Source organism: Agrobacterium sp. rho-13.3 (assembly GCF_033957765.2).
Lineage (GTDB): Bacteria > Pseudomonadota > Alphaproteobacteria > Rhizobiales > Rhizobiaceae > Agrobacterium.
Window position 1 is genome coordinate 36,925 of sequence record NZ_CP192778.1, and the last position, 22,778, is coordinate 59,702.

The following is a 22,778-nucleotide window of genomic DNA, read 5'->3' on the forward strand; positions in this document are numbered from 1 at the left end:
GGTTAAATGAATTTCGGGGATCGCCGTTCGCTTATACTGGCTTCAACGTTCCTGGCTTTGTCCTTTGTGACATCCCAGGCACAAGACGCCAGCGAAACAACCGTCTTGACCTTTGGGGGAAACCAAGCAGCGACGGCTCAGCAACAGGCCCAGGCTAACGCATTGGCGGCGGCACAAGCCCAAGCACTCCCAAATGGCGGCGGTTATAACCCCGGCGTGGGTTACTACAATCCAGGCGGCGCGACGGGCGGTCAAGCCTACGGCAACGTGCAGCTTTGTGGTGCGCCACCGTATGTATACCCCTGCTCATACGGTGGCGGTGGACAGCAGAGCCCATACGGGCAACAGTATCAGCAACAACCTGAAGCGAACGCAGCTCAGCAGCAGCAGACTTTTGGTCTGAATGATGGCGCGCCCGCAGCGACATTCTCTCGCCAGCAAGGCAACTTTATCGATCAGTCGCCTTCTACCACCACCGGAGGGACTGGAAACACTGCCGGCCCGATCACGGCAGGCCCTCCCGCGTATAGCGGTTCATACGACGGCGGGACCTATACGCGCGCAGACATTATGAACCCGAACTCGTCTTTTTATTCGGGCGAGGCGAGGGGAAATAATGTTCGTCAGACACAGATCCGCAATGCCGCATATCAGGTTGGTATCAAAGCAGGCTTTGCTGCCGAAGCTCAGAGGATCAACAATTCTCTTCTGAAATATCGGTATTCGATGGATCAGAAGTTTGATTTCCGGTCTTTGTTGGAAGCAAGCGGCGCAATCGTTCCTCCCGTCATCACGACTGTGACAGATGTTATCGAGCGCCGTTCGGCAACGTACCTGTATCTCACGACCGGCGCGTACCAGATCGTGCAACCAGCTTACGTGACAGTAAAAGAACCCGCTTGGCAGGATTACATGATGCTGGACGGTGGCGGCCCGACACCCCCAAGTGGCATCAAAGTTAAGGATGGTGCAGACAAATCCGTTTGGGCTGAAGCTGCTCGCAATGGATGGGAGAGGGGCGTCAAGGAAGCTCGCGCTCAGTTTACGGCTGGCCTAGATCGGCTCGTTCGCGACTATAATGGAATGAAGACCTATCATCGCCTGGCCGACGAGGGCGCGGTGAGCTTGACCAAAGTCAACATCACCCACAAGGGCGGGGCGATTTATCTAAACGGTCGCAAAGCGGTTGGTGAGCGCATCAATGTCAAGCTCACCGTTCAACCAAAATTCAAGAGCACCAAGGCCGTAGCAGCCTCGCTTGAAAAGGACCGCCTGGAGAACAAAGCTCCACGAGGCCGGTAATCATGCTGAAGCTTCATGAGAGATACGGAACCTGGCTCGGTGGCGTCGAAAACTCAGGTATCCGCCTTGACCAGAAGGAAGACCTCCGCGCCCTGCTGACGACGGCGGTCAGAAACACTGTCAGTGACATTTTCATCCAGACTGGTAAGCCGGTCATGGTCTCCCTTCACGGCAAGATGATCGGCATTACCAACCCGGTCAAAAAGAGCGTGATGGAAAACGTCATGCGTTGGATCACGAACCAAGACTCTGTTGTCGCGCGGCTTCAGTCAGGGAACGATTTCGACTCCGCGTTTTCGATTGATGATACAGAGCGGGTCGATGATGACGGCTATCCAATCAAGCATCGTTTTCGCCTCAACCTCACAGCCAACTATTTTGATGGGGATCTCGGTTATCAGGCCTCACTTCGATACATCCCGTCAAATCCGCCCACATTCGAAACAGTGGGCTTGGAAAAGGAAATCATCCCTCATCTCGACAGTGGTATGGGCTCCGTAATTTTTGCGGGTGAAACTGGTTCAGGCAAAACCAGCACTATTGCTGCTGCCATCATGGACGTTCTGGCCGGCAACACGACGATGAAGGGCAACATCCTAACGTATGAGGCCCCGATCGAGTACACATTCGATCATGTGCCGTCAGCGACATGTATCATCTCTCAGACCGAAATCGGGCTTCATCTCCCCTCCTTCGCCGCTGGTGTGCGCAATTCGCTACGCCGCAAGCCTGGTCTCATTCTGATTGGAGAACTTCGCGATGCTGAGACAATCTCGGCATCTGTAGAGGCCGCTAACAATGGCCATCCCATCTACACGACAACCCATGCCAACAGCACGGATCTTACCTTCAAACGCCTGTTCGAGAAGTTTCCTTCGGAATATCAGAGCCAGGCATTTTTCTCCATTCTAGCTACCACCAACATGATCGTGGCTCAGCGCCTAGTACCCCGGAAAGATCATCCAGAGAGATATGTTTGTCTGCGCGAGTGGATAGTCATCGACAACGACATTCGTCGTGTTCTTGAAGAGGCCGGGCCAAGCAAATACGACCGGGTCATGCGCAAACTGCTAGACAGCGGGGAGCTTGGCGACAAGGGACGTTCGATCAAGAAAACTGTCGAGATGCGGTGGCGCGAAGGAATTATCAGCGACGAAACGGCTCTGTGGGTGCTTCGTAATTTCGGCTACCACCGCGTCAAGATTGAGGATCTACACTGATGTGGTCGAGGCGCGCTTTCCTTTCGGGCCTTGCTGCATCTGCATATGCGGCTGCTGATCATGCATTCGGCGCATCTCAGGCGGAGACAAAGGAAACTCGTCGAGCAGTGGAAGCCGTAATGACTGACTACGGTAATCCTAACGACGTTCGAGCATACCTTAAAAACAATCCAGTTGGATTTGATCGCCTCTGGCTCAGGCGACCGTCTGGCGAGGAGATCATCGCGCTGTATCGAGACTACCGTCTCGGCCTTGCAATCGTTCCCTCTCAATGTTTGAACCTCTCGTATTTTTGGCGTGACGTGAACGATAGGAATGTTGGAGTCACCGTCGCGGTTGGCCTCTTCGATGTTCTCTCACGTATGCAGGTCTCGCTATCGACTATGGCCGGCACTCCAGTGCCGTTCATCTTGAACAGTGGCTATCGAACACCTGAGCACAACGCAAAGCTTGAAGGCGCAGCCGTTGCCTCGGAGCATTTGAACGCAAGGGCAAGCGATCTAGGTGTGCCAGGCTTCGCCCCGCCAATCGTTGCAAATTCCGGCAGCATGCTCGGCGCTGGCGGGATCGGCGTCTACCCGAGTTTCACGCATGTCGATGTCGGCGCACCTGGTCGTCGTTGGAGAGGATGAACATGATCGATTATCGTTGGTCAAAGCTATCGCCTAATTTTTTCGGCCTTCACCCATCATTCCTCATTTTCTTCCCACTATGGCTCGGAGCGGTTTCGACCAGCAGTGGATTAGGCTACATCGTCTTCATCGCAGCACTTCTCTATATCGTGTACCTGGTGCTCGCAGGACGTAGACAGCTTGGCCCTCTCGAATACACGAACTACCTATGGTGCCGGTTCGTGCTCGGCTTTGAATGGCGCGTCCGCGAATGGTAGAAAGGCTCGACAAAAGATCCGACATGGTTGTTGCTGCCGAGTTGATGCTCCGCCAGTTCTTTGGGCGGAAATCGGCAGATAGCAGCGTGAAGCAAGCTCAAGACGAGATCACCAGGCAGATCCTTAAGTTCATAGGTGGTGACGACGCGGAGCGGGACTTCGTTCGGTCTGAGATTTCCTTGCATAGCGACAAGGGCGTGTCGCCAATATGGCTGTCATCCGAGTTCACTCTTCCCCTATTCGCGCTCGCTGCAGAAGATCTGTGTGATCTCCTTTCGCCAAGCGGAAAGGGCTTTATTCGGTGCGATGTGGCAGCGGATGAGGACGCATTTTTCGGCCTCAAGCTCGTGTCTGTTACCTCTGAGGAACTGTCGGAAACGAGAAATCACGAGTTCGACCTCTACGCTTTGGCCGGCACGAAACGCTACCTGGATAGCGCGGCCGGAATGCGCAGCGTTCACGACCTGGTGGCGAAGAGATTGGCGGCACTGAACACGAAACCTTGGTAGAGGGCAGAAGTATGGATACGGACGTCGATGAAGTCGCCGGGGCTCGACAGGCACCACCGCAGAATTTGGAAACCAAAATCGCGCTGGTTCGCCGCCTGTTCCCCAAAGTCGATGCCGAACCGTTCGCAGCGAAGATCGCCTCGATCGATGAAGCTAAAAACGGACGGGTCATCCTTCATTTTCACGAAGACGACCGGCTCGACGTTGAACCTCAAAAAGAACGTGTCAGACAATTTGGGTTCGGTGCTCAAGCAAAAGCGTTGGGCATGGCAATTGCAGATTCAACACTTGCCCGATTTTTCCAGCATCCCGACGATGATTGGGGCAGGGCGAAAAGTCCTTCAAAGCCGATCAAACTTGCCCCACTTACCCGCGCGGAATGCCAAGCCCTCGCCGAGAAATGGCAAGCAACAGGTTTCACCGATATTTCGATCTCTAAGAGGGGCGTCCTCGTGGAGATTGAGAGCCGGTCCTGGCTGCTTGATCGCGGGGATGAGGCGATGCTCCAGGGAGAAACTTCAGACAAGGCTATCACAGCGCTGATGTTGAAGGCATCCCGCGATTGGAACAACAGGATCGAGTTAATTGGAACCGAAGACTATAAGGCACGAGCTTGGAAGATCGCCCAGGAGACCGGGGTGACCGTGGTCGGCTACGAACCGCCCGCAAGCCTCGAAATTGGGGGTAAAAACCCGCAAGCCGGACCAGAAAACGTGCCCAATGTCTCCCAAACTGAATTAGATCAGAAACAATCCAACAACGTTGAGACACAAAAGGTTGAACGTCCTGATGTAACAACAATGACGGGAAAATCAGTTGTCACTACTATCGTGACCGGAAGCACAGCGATAAAATCAGCTCCGAGTTTGGCATTGAGCGATATTGTGGCCGCAGCGAACGACGATTCGTACGATGAAGCTCCGTTCAACGATGACGGGCCGTCCATCTGAACGCTCATTTATGTCATTTGTGGCTATTTTGTACGCATCACATCATTGACATGCGATGGTTTGACATGATTATCGTAGAGGTCGTGCATAGTTTTGCGCGACTAATCTAATTGTTTGCGAACCACAATTATCTAGGATTGATGTCATGGCTCTTTCTGTACGGGACTTCAGGACCAGGCAAGGCTCTGGACCAGTTAATCTGGGAAACGTCCACGTTAAGGTGGAGGATTATCTCAGAGATCAACAGGGTCGGGCGTATGCTGTGCAAGGCACAAACCTAAAAGACGGTTCAGAGGTCGTCATTCGGCTTGCTGACCCTGATCGTTTTGCGAAGCTGTACCTAAATCCCAACGAAGATCTCGCTCTCCGCGTCAAGCAGGCCGAAGAGCAAATAGCAAGGCGCACAACGATGCGTGAGATCGGAGCGGCGCGCGGGAACAAAGCGGTGCCTATCGACGGGGTTATCTCCATTTCCAACGTTCGGCCGGATCTGGAAAACGGTGAGCTTTACGGCCGTTGGCCGAATGCGGTGGTAACTGATCCTGAAAAGGAAGTTGCTATTCCGGCCACATTCGAGGTTCGTACCACCCTCGCAAAGCATGACGGTAAAGAATTTAAGACAGCGTTCATCCAGGCATATTTCCCGAAATCGGCTCTTCCTTCAGAGGAGGTCAATCGGGCAGCTCTTGATAAAATGCTGAGCGGTAGGCTACTCGACACGGGTGCCGACATGCGGACGAATATTGCGGTAACCGTCAAACTGGAAGACGAGACCGGAACTTACGCGTTTCGGCCGAAGATGACGCAAGATGCGTCCGGGGCGTACACCACGACGAAAGACGTTGAGACCGCTTTGTCGGGCAAGATAACCCGACTTAATGAAGCGGTCGCAGCAGTCGCTGTTGCAGCGAAAGCGGGCATACCGTTCGAAAATTTGCATATCGAGCTGCCGAACCAGGTTGGCGATAAACATGATGCGCTTCGGAGCCTCTACGAAAGTGTAGCCGATGGCTCGACACCGGCTACGTTTATCCCCGGTGCTACACTGCAACCATCTCGGTTCATGGTTGATGCCGTACTCGGCCGTAAGGTGGATCAGAACGGCAACGTCTCAAACGTTCGCACGCCTGAACAAGACTTGGTGGATCGCGGTTTCGTCAACGGCATGCTCGGTGTTCGCTACATCTCCAACGAGACCGGTGAAATCGTTTCACCGGTCGTTAAGGCGATGTTCCCTGATGGAAAGCTGCAAAAAAAGGAGAGCGAATATTTTGTTCGTCACGACTTAGCGGCTGTCGGGTATGAAACCTTCTTGGCCACACATTCTCCTTCGTCGGAAGACACTCCCAGGCTAGGCCATATTGAGCCTGCAAGACAGCCATCTGAAGATCGTCAACCGCCAGCGCCTGACAACGATTATGCGGTCGATGAAGAAAACGATCACATCTATTCCGATCCAGCCCCTGATTTTTAAGGGGTATCAGCATGAGCGACCAAGCTAAGGTTTTCATGCCCGAATTTCGGACCGAAGGCTTTGGGGCGGCAATCTTGTCGTCCCGACTTTCCGGGGTCGGGAAAAGCGTCGGATTTTTGTATTTCGAAGAGCGTACTGATCCTCGTATCAAGCGCCTCTCACAGGTTCTTCAACGAAATAACCTCCAGGTAATCCGCGAAGGTACTCGTGGTACCGGTCATGCTGTGTTTCTGCCACCCGGCCTTCACCTTGGCCGTCGCCAGTGGGCTGCATTGGGCGTGCCAGAATTTCGCCTCCAGACACAGCAGTTTTACCACGATTTGTCGTCTCCTGCGTCTCTGAAACAACTCCAAGACCGTGCTTTTGCTGATCTCGGCGTCAAGCCAGAGAATGTCGCAGCTCGCCGGATAGCATCAAACAGGTACATGCAGGATGTATTTGACGGCATTCTCGGCCGCGCAATCGTCCAGAATGGCACCTGGCATGCGGAGTGGGAGCCAGGTAAAGACGGACGCAGAAAGGGGGAGGCTCGACCTGACTCCTTCATGCGCGGCATCACTGCTGAATCCTTTTCCGGTTCGGCTCGCGGCATCGCTATGATGATCGCGAATGGTGAGAAATTCGACAATCCGCGAATGAATTTGCTGTACTCCGCGATCATCGCGAGTGCGCCGCACCTTTCCGATACGCCTGGATTTCGACGCCTAGACCTCAATGAAGAGGTGGAGGGGCAACTCGCAACTCTGATAACTCCTGTCGGCCGACGCGCTGATAACATCCACGATTTCAATATTAGCCTCGATTCCAACCTCGCCGCTCATCAGGAGCGCAATGGCACTCGGCTCAAGCTACAGCAATTTTCGACTCCATTTCCAATCGCGCGATCGGCCTTCGATGTCCTTTTGCCTCAAGATGGTGACCGACTTCTTGAACCGACGATTGGCAACGGTACGCTCGTGTCGTCATTCCTTGGCCGGAACATCGATATCACTGGCGTAGAGCTTGATCCCGCTCGTGCGGGGCGGTCTGGCAGGCTTCTTGAGAGCGCAACTGTCATCGAAGGTGACTTCGTCAAGGAGGCTGCGAGCCTCGGCCTCGGCCTCGACTTCGATATGTTTGTTGCGAACCCGCCGTTCGAAAACCTTGAGACGAACCAGCTCGTTCACGACAGGCTTGGGTCTCGAATGACGCTTCGTCGTCTCGACCACCAAATTGCGTATGAAGGTCTCCAGCGCTTGAAGCCCGAGGGTAGGGCGTTTCTTGTTTTGCCGGGCGATATGATCACCAACGGGGCGCTCGACGGCGCCAGGCGGTTTTGGGACAATTACCTGCGACAGACCTATCACGTTGCTGGATCTGCTTGTGTTGACGGGCGGCTATACCGGAAGATGGGTGCTGAATTTCCGGTCCTTCTTTACGCCCTTGGTCCGATGCGGGATGTTCCGCTGTCAACCGAAGAGCTACGAGACCTCGAGGTTGAAGCCCTTCCTTTATTGGTCACGCATGATGAACTTCTATCGTGGGCAGACGTAACCCGCGAGCGGATGATTGAGCTGACGGGTCTCCCTTCGACCGAGCCGGGATATACCGATCAGGGCCGGGTCCAGCGGGAGCCGGCTGCTGCCGTGGCCAGCAGGCCGTCATCGCCGCCAGTCGCATCATTGCCAAAGCATGGCAATGATGCTTCGGACGGCGCGGTTGCATCCGAATATCCAGGAACGCCAAGCAAGACTGCGGGTAAACCACGGTCGCAAACGGCGCAACCGGCTGGTTCAGCAGTTGAACCGAACGAAATACCGGAAGCTGTAGCGGACCCGGCTCCCATACCACCGGATGGTCAAGAGCCGACAGCTTCCGGTATTCCGGCGACAGCGATTACATTGGTTGATGACACTGAAGACGACGTGTTCGTCAGGTCATATGAGCCGTTTTCGAACTGCGGCGAAGCACAGACGAAAATCCAGAAGAGCTTGCAGGGGCTTACATATCGGGCACTGATCGACGTTGAGGCAAAGCACGGTGATGTTGACGATTTCGTTGCCAGCAAGCTCAACATTCCGGTTTCCGAACTCGGGAAGCGGTTCAGCCCTGAACAAGTGGATGGTGCAGCTCTCGCCTTTGCTCGTAAGATGGAGGGACGAGGCTTTCTTTTTGCTGATCTCATGGGCGTCGGTAAAGGCCGCGAGCTTGGTATGATGGCAATGGCAGCTTTTGCCGAGGATCGACCTGTGATCTTCTGGTCTGAGCAGCCGAACCTATTCACCGATTTCGTCGCCCGCGATCTTTGCGACGTTTACGCGACGTCCGCTGATGAGATGAAGAAGCAGGGTCACATTCGCCCGTTCATCTTCAATCAGAGTCCGGACGCGGCGATCCGCGACGAACATGGTAAGCCACTTTACGGCGTTGGTGACACAAAAACAGCAAAACGAGATGGGATCTCGACGGACCACAACATGGTTATGGCGACATACAGCCAGGTCCAGACCGTTAACGGGATCTGGAAAGTCGATGCGATCCTTGAGTGGGCTCGCGGCCAAGCACAGCTTGGGAAGAAACCCGAACTTATTCTCGATGAAGTGCATAAGGCTGCGGGAGAGGCTTCTAATACAGGCGTTCAGATCGAACGTCTGGTAGACGGCATCAAACATCTCGGCGGAACAATCACATATAGCTCTGCCACACCCCTTAAATCCGGCAAGAACATTAGAATTTACTCTCCGATCCTACCGGATACGGGAATGGATGCGGCATCTCTTACGGCATTGATTGAGGGCAATCCTCTCGCTCTTCAGGAGGTTTTGTCAGGTGAGATGGCCCGCATGGGCACCATGATTTCACGGGAGGTGGATAGCTCCGGGGCGATCCGCACATTTGTATCCCTCGAAGAGCTGGACCCAACGAGGCATGCGACAATTGTCCAAGCCGTGGATCGGGCAGCGATTCTCTTACGGGAGCTGGTCGAAATGGCTCCCGAGATCGATCGCGCGGCGGCATTGATGGGGTCTCGTTACTCTGGGGGCGGGGGCGGTGCGGCGGCAAAGGTCAACGTCCAAACCACCTCACCTGTTGCTCAGTTTCATACATTCTCACAGTATCTGATGGTCGCGGTGAAATCCGTCTATGACCAAGATCTCATTCTTGATGCGATCGCTGCCGGCACGAAGCCGGTGGTCGTGGTAGAGAACACTGGCAAAGAGGTACTGTCCCGTCTTGCCAACAGGATAGGCGAAACTCAAATCGAAGATGGTCTTGTCGCAAAGGTGATATCGCGGTTGCCGAATATCGGCGATGTGCTGATCGAGAATGCTTCAAAGCTGCTTGATGTTAAGATTACCGATCCCACCGGAAATGAGATCCACCTACGCCTGGAGGAATATGAGGCGTGGCTGGATAGGTTCACTGAGAATGTCGAAGCTGCGAGGCTCGATCTACTGACTCTCGATCCTATCGACAGGATCAAGGCATTTGCCGCAAAGCATGATCTTTCCGTGGGGGAAATTACAAAACGCTCGCTCGAAGCCGAGCCACGACCAGACGGCAGCTATGCAGTGGTTTCCCGCAAGATCGTGGACAAACGCGAAATCATCCGCGACTTCAACAATGGTGATGTTGATATCGTCGTTATGAACCGTTCAGCGGCCTCCGGTGTGTCCATGCATGCTTCACCATCAGTTGGTGTAGACCTCCGGCCACGCCGCATGATCAAACTACAACTTCAATCTGAGATTACGGCGGAGCGTCAGATTGACGGTCGTATCCAGCGTTACGGACAGGTCCACGATGGCCAGTATGTGGTGCCGATGTCAGGCTTTGCAGCCGACGACAGGCTCTGCCAGCTTTTTAACCGCAAGAACCGATCGTTAACAGCAACATCAAACGCGACGCGTGAAAACCGCTCAAATATTGATGAGGCTGCCGATCTAATGAACCCGGTGGGCGAGGGGGCAGTCCGACAATATCTCAATGAGAACCCTCATATCGCCGTCCAGCTCGATCTGCCCATTCCGAATGAAGGCGGCGGTTCGGAGATCGACAGTTATGCACGCCGCTTAATGGGTCGGCTCGTTTGCTTGCCGATCAAGATGCAGGAGACGGTGCTTTCGGAGATCGACACCCTGTTCCGAATGCACATCGACGCTCTCGATGCGCGCGGGCTTAACCCGCTCAAGCTCAATCAGCATGACTGGAAGGCGACGCTTGAGCCTGTGGCCACGCTGATTGCAGGTAATGACGCCGCTGACAGCATGGGTAAACGACCTCTCAACCTGGTGAAGCTGAAATACCAGGAAACCGTCTAACCTCTGTCATTCGCAACGATCGAGGATCATCTTGAACGTGGTGAGCGGAATCTGGTCGATGAGGAAATGGGGCGGTATGTATCGCCCTCCGAAATGATTGGCCAGCTGTTCAAGCTCTCGGGGGAGCCCGAGTGGTCCGCCGCCGCATGGGACCGGACTATGAACCGGCGATCGGAAGATCGCTCTCTAGGGCTCGATGAGATCTCTAACGAGGAAGCTTTGGCAATTTGGCAGCGCCGAGCCACTATCGATCTGTCAAAAGCCTCGGTGAACGAAAAAAGGATCATTCGCGCAATTTCCTATGCAGATTTCGTTCAGGCGAATATCGAGATGCTCGAACCCGGCAATTTTGTCCAGTTCGACACGACATTGTTTCCTGCAATGAAGGATAGCCGCATAGCGTTGGAAATGGCGCGGGTTCTCGATAAGGAAATCCGCTTCGTGCCTGGGCTGATCACGCGTGTGCAATTTAGGCCGACCGATCCTCTAAACCTCAGTGCCTGGAAGCTTGACGTAGCGTCGCCTGGGCAAACCCACGTCGACACGGTAGGCCTAACGGGTGCCTTCGGCGTGCTGGCCGACATGACCTCGGAGGAGCGCAAGGAGGCATTCCCAGGCCATGAAACTCCACGGTACGCTTTTACGGTGAGTGCGATCGGCGTTTACGGTGAGTTTTTGGATAGCAAACCTGAATACGCGAGCCAACATCTCACACCCTATATCTATGGGGACCGCCATGCGGCCAACATCGCCGATATCAAAATTCCGCGGTACCTCGAAAATCCTATCCAATACCTTTCGACGCGGAACGAGGGCTTCCGTGACTTCATAAGACACGCCTTCGATGACGCGCCTGCCGGGCAAGTGAAACGTGAGCGCTATGCTCTCGATGGTAACATGTTCCAAGCTGTGAAGATCAGCCAGGGCAAACAACGCCTTGGTGAAAAGGCCATCTATACGACCTCATCCGGCGAAGTACGTCATGGCGTCATTCTCAAAAATGAAAACGTGTCGAAGCTGATCGGAAAGCTCGAAAGTAACGTTGCCGCCCTTTCGGTGCCGCTCGATAAGACGCATCCAGAGTTGATTCAATCTTTCATAGATGTGTATCGCCGGATCTCAACTCTCAACGATCTTGGCTATGCTTACTCGAACTATGGGCAGATCGATTCGAGAGCGCGCGAATATCTCGTCAATGACTTAGCAACGCTGTTTTCCGATGGCTTGGATACTCCAGGCGTCTACGATTACGCCGATAAGCATCTGCTCAGCATCGTCAACGACATGCGTAAGGCCATGTCATCGAAGGCGGTAAGCGAGGTTTATGTGGGATCGGATGTATTTATCGAGGCCGGCACGGACATCTCGAAAACACAGACCATCGAGCGGGAATGTTTCCAAGACACTCATAAGAAATGGGTTGAAGTCAAAACGGGCTTTTCGCCTCTCGGCCTCGCTACCCATGCGAAGGGCATCGGGGGTGACGACCTACATCTTGTCTTTGCCGGTTCAACCTCGGTCCTCCTCTTCCATAAGAAATCAGAACTGGTCGCGAAAGCGGGCGGAGATATGGAGCTGCTGGATCGTGGTACCAACAAAATCGACAAAGCGAAACTGACCAAGGGCGTGCTTGCGACTTCATCTTTCCGCACCGAAGACGTTGCTCGTCTCCTACACGTCGTTGCGAAGGAGTCCAGCAGCAACATTATGGTTCGAGGTCCAATTGCTGGTGTTCAGGGCGCTCTGACGCTCCACCACGCGAAGGCTCACGAGTTTGCGGTAGATCTCGCTCTGAAGAACGGAAACCGGCGTCTTGAAATGTGAAATTAACAGAATTGTCAGCTTATTTGACGAATACACCAAAATGGATGTACGGTTGCACGAGAATCGGATCAGTGCGCGATTCTCGTGGGCCATTGTCCGCGCAACACAGGGAAATAGCAACCGAAGCAAATTGAATATGAACAAGGGCTTGAAACGCGAAAAGGCCCGTCTCTCGACAAGGCCTTTTCCGATGATTGCAAGTCTGAAAGCTAACTTGCCGAACTAAACAGGGTTTCTGACGCTCCTGCAGGGTTCTGGTCAACCGATCTCTCGGTTAACGCAGTTGATGGTTTAAATACCATTTCTGCGAACGGGAGACAAGTGCTTTCTAGCTATTTGCAGTCGAACGGCCCTCTCTTGGAGAGACCAGAGGACATGACAAAAGCACACACCGCAATGCAGCATGCACAGCCGACAACTATGAACGGATTGATTGGTGATATTGAAGAACGTCTCAAGCGTATAGTCGGAGCAACACGCTCGAATAACCTATCGCGTTCAAGCCGTTTAAGCCCATCGACCTACATGGAAGCTTGCTACAGCGCTTCTGACCGTTATCGCAGCGAGGACCGCGCGAAACATTACGAGTTCCTAGACTTCATTCATCGCATTCGCTGCGCCATCAATGCATTCGCTTCTAGGATGCAGGCGGCAGCTTGCGAGCGGACCTATCTTTCGGCCCTTATCGACGTGATGGTCCTTCGTCCTTCAGCGGTACTGCGGGGCAACTATCACGTCAGGTTGTCAGCAAGGGAGGCGGAAGAGTACGTTTGCCTCTCCGCTTCGTCCTGCACCGCCGCTCGGCGCGGCCTACTCGAAAAAGGCCTTATCTCGATCGAAGGAGATCAGGTAGATTTGTCGCCGTTTATCGAAGCACTTCAGCCTTTGTTCGAGCCGGTAGAACAAGAGAAAAGAGGGGCGGAAAAATCAGTTTCCCTCCCGAAGGATCAAGCACCTCTGCCAAAAAACAAGGACCTTCCCCTAACAGTTAATGTTCCTTTTAAAAAAGAAACAATAACAATGTTTGGCAGCGAGGATTTGTTTTCCCGCGAGGCAGTTAAGGAAACGATCGCTCTTTCACCGAAACTTCAAAAAGCCATTGAGGATCTGCTCGGATGCGATTACCGCGATGCTCCAGACGATGAGATCGTCAAAGTTCTTCGCGCTGCGGCTATAAATCTTCTGCCCGTTGGGTACGACAACGGCCGTGCTTGGGATCGTGGTATCAGACATCATGGGCTCCGGACGCTGGCGATCCTCGTCGCCGCACTCGAAAGCACCGGCATAAGCCATCGCGGAAAGTGGTTTTGGGGACTTGTGAAACGAGAAACCGTAGACGTTTCATCAAATCTCAGAAAGTTGGTCTCTGCTCGCGACGAAAAAACAAATGCTCAAGCGTCGGCTGCTACTGCTATCGTCAAGCGAGAGGTGCGAACCGCTACCAACGAACGCCATGCAGAAATTTGTAAGATCGCACTCAGCGCCATGGACGAGCTAAAGGCATCTGGCAAGGTAGAAGCTGACGAATATTTCTGGATGACCGCTCCGAGTAAATTCCAGATCAAGGTTGAAGATAACGTTGTTAAAATAGCTATACGTCAATCAACGCGGAGTGACGATAAATCAACGTTGCGTATTATCGCAGAGGCTGTTGCTAAACGTGTCGGTCACACAAAAACAATCTATGATTTCGGTGCATTTGCTGGTATCGACTCCTTGTCAGCGTTCAGATGATCGATTTGAAATGGATTTGCTTGGATGAGCACCGTAGACGAGACGACAAACACGGTACTGCACGCACCGCTGATTGAATTGTTGTCGCATCGTGGTGATGATAAGCTGCGGACAACGCGTCGGGTAAACGCGTTCCTGGCTGTTTTTATGGATATTGAAGTTACTAAGCTTTCTGAGGCTATCAGGTCTCGAAAGGACAAAGCGGACGGATAGGAGAGGGTGATGGTGGGATACCGTGGTGTGGTGCTTGGTGGTGGCTTGCTTTTTGCGGCTGCATTCGGTGGTGCTTCGGAAAGTTTTGCGGCTGCGTGCGGCGTTGAGCAGGCGGCGCAGGCCGCTCTACAGCGGCGTCTGGCGGTTATAGACGCGGCAAAGGTCAACCCGTCTGAGTTTTTTACTGGCGCGAATTCTTGTATCAGCCCCGATCTTCTGAAGAGTTTTGACCTATCGGCCATGATCCCCGACCTTGCGGGGTTCCTCTCGGGTGGCATCCAGGGGATCGCTCAGCAGGCCATCAACCAGGCCAAGCAGAAAGCCTGCGATATTTTGAACGAACAGGTCAATGGCGTGATTGGTAAAATCAATGACACGACATCCTCGTTTAATTCGGGGCTTACCGGCGATCTGGCCGGTATTCTCGGAAGCTCGTTTTCGATCAGTGCTCCGTCAGGTGCCAATTACGGCTCTTACGATCTGTCGTCCCTTGGTGACGGCTTTGACTTCAACGGCCTTCAGGGTGCCGTGAACAACGTCGGGAGCAGCATTAACACTACCGTTTCCGAAGGTGCCAGCTCGGTCGTTACGACGATGGACAATGCGGCTCAAAGCGCTGGCAGCGCCGCCTCGGCCGTCGAAGCTGAAATACCGAATGTAACCGTGACGCCGAACAACGGCACAAGCGGTGGCGCGAGCTGGCTGAAGGATTGATTGGAGTAGACTTTATGCGGAAGTTGATATCCTCGGCTCTGTTTTCTGCTGGTGTGGTGTTTGCCGCGCCTGCCTTGGCGGCTGGCGACCAGAGCGGGATCATCACCTGGCAGACGTTTTTCCAACAACTGCTCTCTTCGGTGAAAATCGACACCGCGCAGACCAACACCAGTAGCCAACAGGTCGCAAACACCTCACAGAAATCGGGTGAGGCGAAGATCAGCTCTGTTTTGCAGAGCCGGGTGAATATGAAAATGGCTGAGGCGAAATCACGTTATAACTACGAGACCGGCCAAGGTTACAATGCGTGCATGATCTCTGTTGGCATGTCTGACATCGCCAAGGCGCGTGAGGAACGGGTTCAGCATGGCAAGAGCGTCGGCTCGCGCGACAGCGCCTGGCTCGCTGAGGGGAATGGAAACACGGAAGACACTCTCAGCTCTATGATCGCGCTCCGCAAGGAAGTCTATTGCTCCGATCAGGAGAAAGAAGATCTCGGCCCCTACTGCCAGACCTCATTGAACGGCTACGACGCCGGTAACACGGATGCGTCGGTATGGCTTGCACATCGCGGATATGGTGCCGAAGAAGCCATGACGGGCATGGATTACGTGGACACGGTAGCACCTCTTCCAACCGTGCCGGAAAAAGGCACGACACGCTCTGATCTGGCTCTTCAGAGAGCTGAAGCAATTCGATCCGGCGTGATGCGGAACGCCGCCCGGACAACCCTGCAGAACATCATTCTGGACGGCATGTCCGGTACATCAGCGACGGAGTGAAAAAATGAAAAGCATTGCAAAGCTCTTCGGATTTACGGGTCTCGCTTCGGCACTTATGGCCAGCTCAGCACTTGCTCAGTCATGCCTGGTGACCGGGGTGCCAGTCGTGAACGCTCGAACCGCCTTACTCGGCCAGACTGTGACGGCGTATATGGCAGCGGGTACAGCGCAGTTGATCGCCCTCCATGAATACCAGACTGAGATGCTGATCAGTGCCTTGAAGACGGGCGTGGCGCAGACAGCGTCAAGCAATGACCAGATATCCACGACGGTCGTAAAATCCAATGAAGCGACCGCTTCGGCATATGTATCCAGCGACCAGGCCATGCAGATCATGGAAGAGTCTGACCGCTACCAATCGCTCGGCTATGATTCGTGTGGCGTGCAGTCCACCATGGAAACTTTCCACAGCGCTTACAAAAGCACATTCACAGCCGGTCCTGCCTATACAGGCAGCGTCAAAGCGAAACCAGGCGTCATTGCAGATCCAAAGGCCTATTATTCTGATATCCTCAACGGCTCAAATCTGAGCGCGCAGGCTCTTTTCAACGGGGACACGGCGGCTGCGTCCGAATACATGAACGCTGTCATGGGACCGCCGGACACGATCGAGAAGTCTCAAGCCGAAGCGGCGACAGGCGGCATCTTCTTGCAGGAAAAGCTAAACCGCGATGCCCGTAAATCGGTTGCCTTGCGGGCCATGGATGAGATTGCAAAAGAAAATGCACCAAATGGGGCCAAGGCTGCGCTGGACGGTGTAATTGAAGGGTATATCGGCGACGATGGCGGGGAGAAATGGGCCGCGTCGATGGCCGGTAGCCATGAGCGGGGCATCCTGCTGGATGCAGTACGCATTGAAGCTGCCAACCTCGCGTCCCTCGCCTACGAGATCCGGCAACAACAGCGGACAGAGATGGTCACCGCGACCTATGCGCTATCGCGCGCTGAAAAGCTGATTGGGGCGAATGGCAAGTCGAGACCCGCCATCATGCTGCCTGGCAATCAGCAGGCATCGAAATAAGGGGAGACGCATGCACAAGCTATCTAAACTGGCGGCTTCGACTGCCTTCGCAATAGCCACATTGCCTTTCGTCACCGTGGAGGAGGCCGCTGCTGGCGGCGGCTTTTGTCCGATTGCCCCCGATGCCGCTTGGACATCCGTCCACGACACAACGACAACGGCGCTTAACACCGCCTTCGACACGAACAAAAACCTGATTTTGCAACAGATGACGTTCGCTTATCAGCGCATGATGAGCGCGGTTAAGGTCGACACCAGTCAGCAGAATGTCGATGGCCAGAAGGTATCGCAGGCCATTCAGAAGTCGGACGAGGCGTTAGCCAGCACGATGACGCAGACCGATGTGAACAAGCAGATTACACAGGCGCACGCTGATTTCGGTCCTGATGGGCAATCTGTGAATGCCTGCGAGACGGCTGTTCTGATCGATGAGGCCTCCAGCGCAATGTCGGTCTACAAGAACTCGGCAAGGGAATACATGACTCCAGAGCGTGTTTATGCTGCACCTGGCTCGACAAAAACACCGCAGGAAGCGATCCAAGATACGCTCGCCAAGCATCGCCAGAAATACTGCACTGCATCAGAGGCGGCAGCGGGCCTATGCAGCGGAGCCGGCAGTGAGCCAGCCGCTGACGTTGAAGTAGCGACAATCTTGAATGCCTCGGCTTCAGCGGACGCTAAGGACGCTTTCATCAATAACCTTGTGGGATTGCCGCTTGCGAAACCAACTGCGCAGGAAGCCTCCACGGCGCGAGGCTCCATTCTGATGATCGAGTCGATGCGCGCGGAGGCCGTGAGATCACCGGCAATGGTGTCGATCGCGGCGATCCGTGCAATGAATGAGGGCGGCGGCGGAGCTGATGCCGATGGTTCTTCGTTCAATGCATCGCTCGATGCACTCATGGACACATATGGCGGCGGCAGCGGCTACAACGCCTGGTACACAGAGCTTGCCACCAAGAACGAGCGAGGGCTGATGCAGGAGCTGAACAAGCTTCGGGCTCTCAGCATCAAAATGAGGACATTCCGATCGGAGAGCAATTCCCGCATTGCCGCGACCATGGCAGCAGTTCTCGCCCTAGATGCGGATCAGAGGTAATTCACTATGGCGAAACTTTCCAAAAGCCTCTTTGCCGGCGATCCGGCTCCCGATTTTGAAGCTGGCGACGATTTTGCACAGCACGTTTTTGCGGAAGAGACATCCACTGAAGGCTCGCCTCATGCTCCAACCGCGTTTGAAAGGCTTGTCGCAATTTCTGAGCGGACATCAGGTGAGGCGCTTCCTGTTTCGAGGCCAATAAGCGCGCATGAGGTCGAGGACGATCTCGATGTCGTGCCAGGCAACGGGGAATAAAAGTTGGAAGTTGTTCGCGATAAAGAGCACGCCAAGCCGCTAGTTGATGCCCGTAGGCTGACGCGCAAAGCGAAGCCGCTGGTTGCGCCAGCCGATGCAATCTCTGCGATCCGGGAATCAAAGGTGATGACGGAAGATCAGGTTAACCAGCTTGAGCTTTGCCCCACCTTCCAAACGCAGGACTACGTCATCTTTCTCATCAATGACACCAGCGGGAATGAGCCCAAGCTCGTCCTTTGGGCATATGCGGAGAAATTGTCTGACAATTCAGGATTCTTGCTCTCCTACGGGTCAGGCAGCGCGAACACCGTCATGAAGATCCGCGCATGTGCCAAGCTCACGCTCGATCCCTCATTGCAAAATGCGCGATTTCAAGTTGCGTGCGAGCTGAATGATGACGGCGAGGAAGTGACGTTCAAGAACGATCTTCAAAATGAGCAGTTCGCCAGCTCGATGACCGAGATCGTCAACGTGGAAGGTGGCGGTAGGAGTCGCCTGGCTATCTCTTCAACGGAAGAGCATCTGCATGATGTGCACGATCAACCAAGCCAAGAAACTAGCGCGGCTGAAGTTGAAGAAGATTTTTCCGACGACGGCGGCGGAGACTGAGCTATGCAATGGTTTGACCTGAAAAATCTTGGAGCGAAGCTAGAGCGGTCACAGGAAGCGAGTGGAGCTTACTTTCTCAAATTGTCGTTCGAGAATACAGCCGAGGCATCGGCAATTATCGGCTCTGCACTTGAGGGATGGGTTGCCTCCGAGGAAAAGCCAGGCATCGAATTCAAAAACTACCGAGACTTCTCGAAGATCTCTACAATTGTTGCTGCCCTTGAGCCTTTCTTCGACCGGGATCAGGTGATCATGGCGAAGGTAGATGCGGGAAAGCTTCGCCAGGGGGAAGAGCTGCTTGGCTTCACGAACCCGATCGGGGCTGATCTTGTTCAGGCTCTCTATCCAAGCAAGGACACTGTCGCGCAGGATCTCGTTCGCATGCTCGATGGCGACAAGCGCAATAAGATCATTGCACGCGTGGTGGCGGCGCAGGACATCATGGGGATCACGCCCTCTGTCGTTCCCTTCGATGGTCGAGCTGTCGAGGTCTGGCACCAGTTAGCGTTACAAATCGGGTATTTTGACGCAACCGCAACCATGTCGGCGGCCATCTTGAGAGCCAAACTTGCTGGTGAGGTCTTCCGCCCTTTCCAGGAAGCGGTTCTCAACGCTGCGGAGATCGGCCGGGGCGTTCCGCACCTCGATCATCGGCTCGAATCCGATCAACGAGCTTTGAGGCTCGCTGAGCACCTACAGGAACAATACGTTCAGTTTGGTGATCGAGATCACGGTTGGGACGAGGCATATTTCTACCGCGGATTCACGCGGGCGATAGAAGCAAACTTCGCTGTTTGGGACGGGAAAGCCCTCGGATCGCCTCAAATCGAGCCGGAAAGCTATAGCGCGAAGTTTGTCGCCGACCCATCCATGCCGGGGAGCTGGAAAAGTGGCATTTTCATGCGCGTTTCCATGGCGATGGAAAAAGCCGCCGAGATGCTGAAGATACCTCCGCGAGATCTCTTCGCGGATAGGACCATTTTCCATCTAGGCAAACGCATTGGTGCCGATGATGCGCTTGGGTACCAGCGTGGCTTCCGCCCGAAGGTCGCGGGCGAACTCGTTTCGATGCGTACGATAAAGATGAGCCCCAGCGCTGCCGGCGTCGTCGTCCACGAAATGGGACATGCTATCGACCTTAGCCATCGTCATCACCTGAAGGTCGAGGACGCCGAAGCCATCCTTCTCGATGATACGGGCATTCGCCAGTATATCAACTGGCTGGTCGATCAAAACGCTCATGTCTCGGAGAAGCATGCTGCATATCTCAAGAGCCCGGTTGAGATGATCGCGCGGAGTTTTGAGGCAGCAATGGCCGATCATATGCGCAGATCCGGTGACAGCGATTTTGTTTCCGGTGGGGGGATTGTCGCCCTCAACGGTGGTTTCGACCACGCCCCCCATAGCGATTTGACAGAACGATTTGTGGCGGGCCTCGCAGAGGTCATTTCGCTAACGCGCAAGTACCGCTTTGAAGCCTCAGAAGAGAAACGAGCCGGCGCATCGCTCTCGATGTGACGCGCCTACTTAGGGACGAACCGCCATGGCAGCAGGTGATCCAACCGAATCCGTATCCGAGATATTTGTTCCAGTTGACGGTGACTACGCCGTTTCAATTCTGGAGCGAATTTTCGGGAGTACGGTTTCATCGCTGATCGGCAGTAGTGACCCGGTGGCCGGGAAAGCGATTCTCACTACCGTGATCGGTACGTTCAACGTTGCTGTTCTTTTCTTCGCAACCGTTGTTGCGGCATATATGATGTACCAGCTTTTCCTTGATACAGCCCGCGATGGGGAAGCGGGTGGGCGAGAGACCAACCTAGCCGTGACCACTCTTCGCGCTGCTGGCGGCGCTGCTCTTCTCCTTCCTGTTTCAAGCGGGTTCTCCGTCATTCAGATCCTCGTGCTTCAGTTACTGCTTTGGGGATCAGGATTGGGCGACTACGTCTGGAAGGAAGTCGCCACACAGATGACGACCTCGGCGACATACACGGCGTCGAATACGAATAACGCTGACTCGTTCATGACGGCAAAAAAGATGTCCAGCGTTCTCGCGACAAGGACGGCCGGTTTCCTGTGCCGGCTGCACATGAACAAGATATCTAACACGTTGGGGACAGGGGAGCCTGTAGCGCCAGTAGGTCCGGAGACGGTGAAGACCTACGTGCGGGGCGACGACGGAAAATTCTATGATGGCTCTGTGGTCTGGTATTTTAGTTCAGGAGATGCCTATAGCGCCAGAAATGAGCTTTGCGGCAGCGTCAAGCTCGTCGGAAGTCCGATGCCGACCACTTCGACCGTTGATACCTCCGTTTACGAGTCGACAAAGACATTTGCCGAAGATCTTACGAACCTCACAAACAGCACCGTGCGCGGCAAGGCAGTAACAGCGGTTCAGAACCTCGACATTACTGCCCAGGCGATTGCGCAGAGTATCTTTGCCGGTGAGCGTAATACGGTGAAAATTCAGGCGGATATTGCGAAGGCCGTTGCTGATCAGACGACGAACTACATTACAGGTGTGGATAATGCGGTCTTTGTGAGCGCCGAAGCATCGGGGATGAACCAGCTTAAAGCAAGTTTCTTGGGCGCGACAACGGATAATGGTTGGATGTTTGCAGCGACATGGCAGCGTGCTCTTGCCGCTTACGTCACAAAGCTCAACAACGCCCGCAATCAACTGAGCTTTATCAACTCGACCGAAATGGACCCCAAAGCTGCCGCCACATCATTTCTTGGTTGGATCTCCGGGTACAACAACACTGAAGAGCGTCTTTTCGCTAGTGCCGACGCCGATTTCGCTTATTTCCAGACATTTGAAGGCGCTTTCTTGGAGGCTGGCGAACCTAATGCGAGTGAGAAGACCACTTTGGAAAAGGTGGCAGCGAACAACCAAGAGCGCTCGTCCATGGCGACCATGCAGTGGATGTACTCGTTCATGTTCTCGCACGCCAAGGCTGGTGGTAGTGATGCGGATCAAAACCAGTGGAACGATCCGCTCATTGAAATTCAGGAGTTGGGCCAGACGGCCATCCTCGCAGCCGGCGTCACTATTGCTGCCGCTGGCGCAACAGATCTTGTAGGAACCGGGCTAGGTCTTGCGTCCCTAGCTACCGGCAATTTCCTGGCTGCTGCGGGTTCATTTGCCGTTTCTTACACTGCCGAAGTCATTGGCTATCTTGGATACGGCCTAATGGTTTTAGGTATGATCCTGGCGATCATGCTGCCATTTTTGCCGTTCGTCTATTTTCTATCCGGAGCGATCGGTTGGGTAATCATGGCGATCGAGGCAGTGATCGCGGCACCCCTTTGGATTCTGCTGACCTTTGCGCCTCACAAGTCGGGCGATATCATTGGGACGAACAAACAGGGTCTGCTGCTGATGATCGGTGTATTCTTCAGGCCGGTTTTGATGATCTTGGGGTTATTGGCTTGCTTTTTGGTCATGCGGGTGGGCCTGGACTTCATTAACATTATGTTCAGTGGGATCTACATGATCATCGCCCCTGACTTTGATCTTACGAACATGTTCCTCGGCTTCGGGCTCTTGGTGATGTACGTGCTGACACTTATTGCACTGGTTACCAACTGCTGCGCGATCATCACCGGCCTCGGCGATGCGGTCATGGAATTCATTGGCGTGCGTGTGAGCATTCTCGGTGCGAACGCCATCGCATCTCAGGTGGAAGGCGCGCTTAACCCGGTCGGTCGCGGTGCCCAGGCGGGGATTGGGATCGGCGAAAATTCCACCGCCGGCTTGCAGAAGCGGCTTGGTAACGCAACAGGTAAGGATTCCAAAGCTGGATCTGCTTCAGGGGCGACGATAACGAAGTTCCTGAACCGCAAGGGTGGTGGCAACGGCGGTAAGGCGGGATAAGGGGT

General features: G+C 54.2%; 18 protein-coding genes. All 18 read left to right on the top strand.

Going from position 1 to position 22,778, the window contains the following annotated elements:
• Positions 1-6: 6 nt before the first annotated feature.
• The 18 genes from RMR16_RS26420 (at position 7) to RMR16_RS26505 (ending at position 22,773) form a co-directional block, all read left to right on the top strand.
• On the top strand, positions 7-1,302 hold the full coding sequence (locus tag RMR16_RS26420) for a type IV secretory system conjugative DNA transfer family protein (protein ID WP_234625024.1): 1,296 nt from the start codon (positions 7-9) through the stop codon (positions 1,300-1,302).
• Positions 1,303-1,304: 2 nt separating this feature from the next.
• Complete coding sequence (locus RMR16_RS26425; RefSeq protein ID WP_234625023.1) at positions 1,305-2,522, top strand: type IV pilus twitching motility protein PilT; 1,218 nt, start codon at positions 1,305-1,307, stop codon at positions 2,520-2,522.
• A gap of 119 nt (positions 2,523-2,641) precedes the next feature.
• Complete coding sequence (locus RMR16_RS26430) at positions 2,642-3,154, top strand: YcbK family protein (protein WP_234625022.1); 513 nt, start codon at positions 2,642-2,644, stop codon at positions 3,152-3,154.
• Between the two features lie 2 nt (positions 3,155-3,156).
• Positions 3,157-3,411, top strand: a complete 255-nt coding sequence (locus RMR16_RS26435) for a hypothetical protein (RefSeq protein WP_234625021.1) — start codon at positions 3,157-3,159, stop codon at positions 3,409-3,411.
• Positions 3,412-3,434: 23 nt separating this feature from the next.
• Positions 3,435-3,920, top strand: a complete 486-nt coding sequence (locus RMR16_RS26440; protein WP_234625020.1) for a hypothetical protein — start codon at positions 3,435-3,437, stop codon at positions 3,918-3,920.
• 11 nt (positions 3,921-3,931) lie between these two features.
• The gene (locus RMR16_RS26445; RefSeq protein ID WP_320188632.1) at positions 3,932-4,870 is read left to right on the top strand and encodes an LPD7 domain-containing protein; all 939 of its coding nucleotides are present in this window, start codon (positions 3,932-3,934) and stop codon (positions 4,868-4,870) included.
• A 145-nt stretch (positions 4,871-5,015) separates the two neighbouring features.
• Positions 5,016-6,344: a hypothetical protein gene (locus RMR16_RS26450; protein WP_320188633.1), complete on the top strand. Its 1,329-nt coding sequence runs from the start codon at positions 5,016-5,018 to the stop codon at positions 6,342-6,344.
• Positions 6,345-6,355: 11 nt separating this feature from the next.
• Positions 6,356-10,645, top strand: a complete 4,290-nt coding sequence (locus RMR16_RS26455) for a strawberry notch C-terminal domain-containing protein (RefSeq protein ID WP_432355575.1) — start codon at positions 6,356-6,358, stop codon at positions 10,643-10,645.
• Between the two features lie 159 nt (positions 10,646-10,804).
• On the top strand, positions 10,805-12,469 hold the full coding sequence (locus RMR16_RS26460; RefSeq protein WP_320201740.1) for a hypothetical protein: 1,665 nt from the start codon (positions 10,805-10,807) through the stop codon (positions 12,467-12,469).
• Positions 12,470-12,844: 375 nt separating this feature from the next.
• Entirely contained in the window at positions 12,845-14,203 is a 1,359-nt protein-coding gene (locus tag RMR16_RS26465) for a hypothetical protein (RefSeq protein ID WP_320188637.1), read from the top strand.
• A 222-nt stretch (positions 14,204-14,425) separates the two neighbouring features.
• Entirely contained in the window at positions 14,426-15,130 is a 705-nt protein-coding gene (locus tag RMR16_RS26470) for a hypothetical protein (protein ID WP_234625015.1), read from the top strand.
• Positions 15,131-15,144: 14 nt separating this feature from the next.
• Entirely contained in the window at positions 15,145-15,912 is a 768-nt protein-coding gene (locus tag RMR16_RS26475) for a hypothetical protein (protein ID WP_234625014.1), read from the top strand.
• Between the two features lie 4 nt (positions 15,913-15,916).
• Positions 15,917-16,933, top strand: a complete 1,017-nt coding sequence (locus RMR16_RS26480) for a hypothetical protein (protein WP_234625013.1) — start codon at positions 15,917-15,919, stop codon at positions 16,931-16,933.
• Between the two features lie 10 nt (positions 16,934-16,943).
• Positions 16,944-18,032 (top strand): hypothetical protein, encoded by a 1,089-nt coding sequence (locus RMR16_RS26485; RefSeq protein WP_320188638.1) that lies wholly within the window; start codon positions 16,944-16,946, stop codon positions 18,030-18,032.
• Positions 18,033-18,038: 6 nt separating this feature from the next.
• Positions 18,039-18,287 (top strand): hypothetical protein, encoded by a 249-nt coding sequence (locus tag RMR16_RS26490; RefSeq protein ID WP_234625011.1) that lies wholly within the window; start codon positions 18,039-18,041, stop codon positions 18,285-18,287.
• Between the two features lie 3 nt (positions 18,288-18,290).
• Complete coding sequence (locus RMR16_RS26495) at positions 18,291-18,896, top strand: hypothetical protein (RefSeq protein WP_234625010.1); 606 nt, start codon at positions 18,291-18,293, stop codon at positions 18,894-18,896.
• Between the two features lie 3 nt (positions 18,897-18,899).
• Positions 18,900-20,414 (top strand): hypothetical protein, encoded by a 1,515-nt coding sequence (locus RMR16_RS26500; RefSeq protein ID WP_320188639.1) that lies wholly within the window; start codon positions 18,900-18,902, stop codon positions 20,412-20,414.
• A gap of 25 nt (positions 20,415-20,439) precedes the next feature.
• On the top strand, positions 20,440-22,773 hold the full coding sequence (locus RMR16_RS26505) for a DotA/TraY family protein (RefSeq protein ID WP_234625008.1): 2,334 nt from the start codon (positions 20,440-20,442) through the stop codon (positions 22,771-22,773).
• Positions 22,774-22,778: the final 5 nt, after the last annotated feature.

Coding starts and splice junctions, on each gene's coding strand:
- RMR16_RS26420 (WP_234625024.1), top strand. CDS start 7: ATGAATTTCGGGGATCGCCGTTCGCTTATACTGGCTTCAACGTTCCTG.
- RMR16_RS26425 (WP_234625023.1), top strand. CDS start 1,305: ATGCTGAAGCTTCATGAGAGATACGGAACCTGGCTCGGTGGCGTCGAA.
- RMR16_RS26430 (WP_234625022.1), top strand. CDS start 2,642: ATGACTGACTACGGTAATCCTAACGACGTTCGAGCATACCTTAAAAAC.
- RMR16_RS26435 (WP_234625021.1), top strand. CDS start 3,157: ATGATCGATTATCGTTGGTCAAAGCTATCGCCTAATTTTTTCGGCCTT.
- RMR16_RS26440 (WP_234625020.1), top strand. CDS start 3,435: ATGGTTGTTGCTGCCGAGTTGATGCTCCGCCAGTTCTTTGGGCGGAAA.
- RMR16_RS26445 (WP_320188632.1), top strand. CDS start 3,932: ATGGATACGGACGTCGATGAAGTCGCCGGGGCTCGACAGGCACCACCG.
- RMR16_RS26450 (WP_320188633.1), top strand. CDS start 5,016: ATGGCTCTTTCTGTACGGGACTTCAGGACCAGGCAAGGCTCTGGACCA.
- RMR16_RS26455 (WP_432355575.1), top strand. CDS start 6,356: ATGAGCGACCAAGCTAAGGTTTTCATGCCCGAATTTCGGACCGAAGGC.
- RMR16_RS26460 (WP_320201740.1), top strand. CDS start 10,805: ATGAACCGGCGATCGGAAGATCGCTCTCTAGGGCTCGATGAGATCTCT.
- RMR16_RS26465 (WP_320188637.1), top strand. CDS start 12,845: ATGACAAAAGCACACACCGCAATGCAGCATGCACAGCCGACAACTATG.
- RMR16_RS26470 (WP_234625015.1), top strand. CDS start 14,426: ATGGTGGGATACCGTGGTGTGGTGCTTGGTGGTGGCTTGCTTTTTGCG.
- RMR16_RS26475 (WP_234625014.1), top strand. CDS start 15,145: ATGCGGAAGTTGATATCCTCGGCTCTGTTTTCTGCTGGTGTGGTGTTT.
- RMR16_RS26480 (WP_234625013.1), top strand. CDS start 15,917: ATGAAAAGCATTGCAAAGCTCTTCGGATTTACGGGTCTCGCTTCGGCA.
- RMR16_RS26485 (WP_320188638.1), top strand. CDS start 16,944: ATGCACAAGCTATCTAAACTGGCGGCTTCGACTGCCTTCGCAATAGCC.
- RMR16_RS26490 (WP_234625011.1), top strand. CDS start 18,039: ATGGCGAAACTTTCCAAAAGCCTCTTTGCCGGCGATCCGGCTCCCGAT.
- RMR16_RS26500 (WP_320188639.1), top strand. CDS start 18,900: ATGCAATGGTTTGACCTGAAAAATCTTGGAGCGAAGCTAGAGCGGTCA.
- RMR16_RS26505 (WP_234625008.1), top strand. CDS start 20,440: ATGGCAGCAGGTGATCCAACCGAATCCGTATCCGAGATATTTGTTCCA.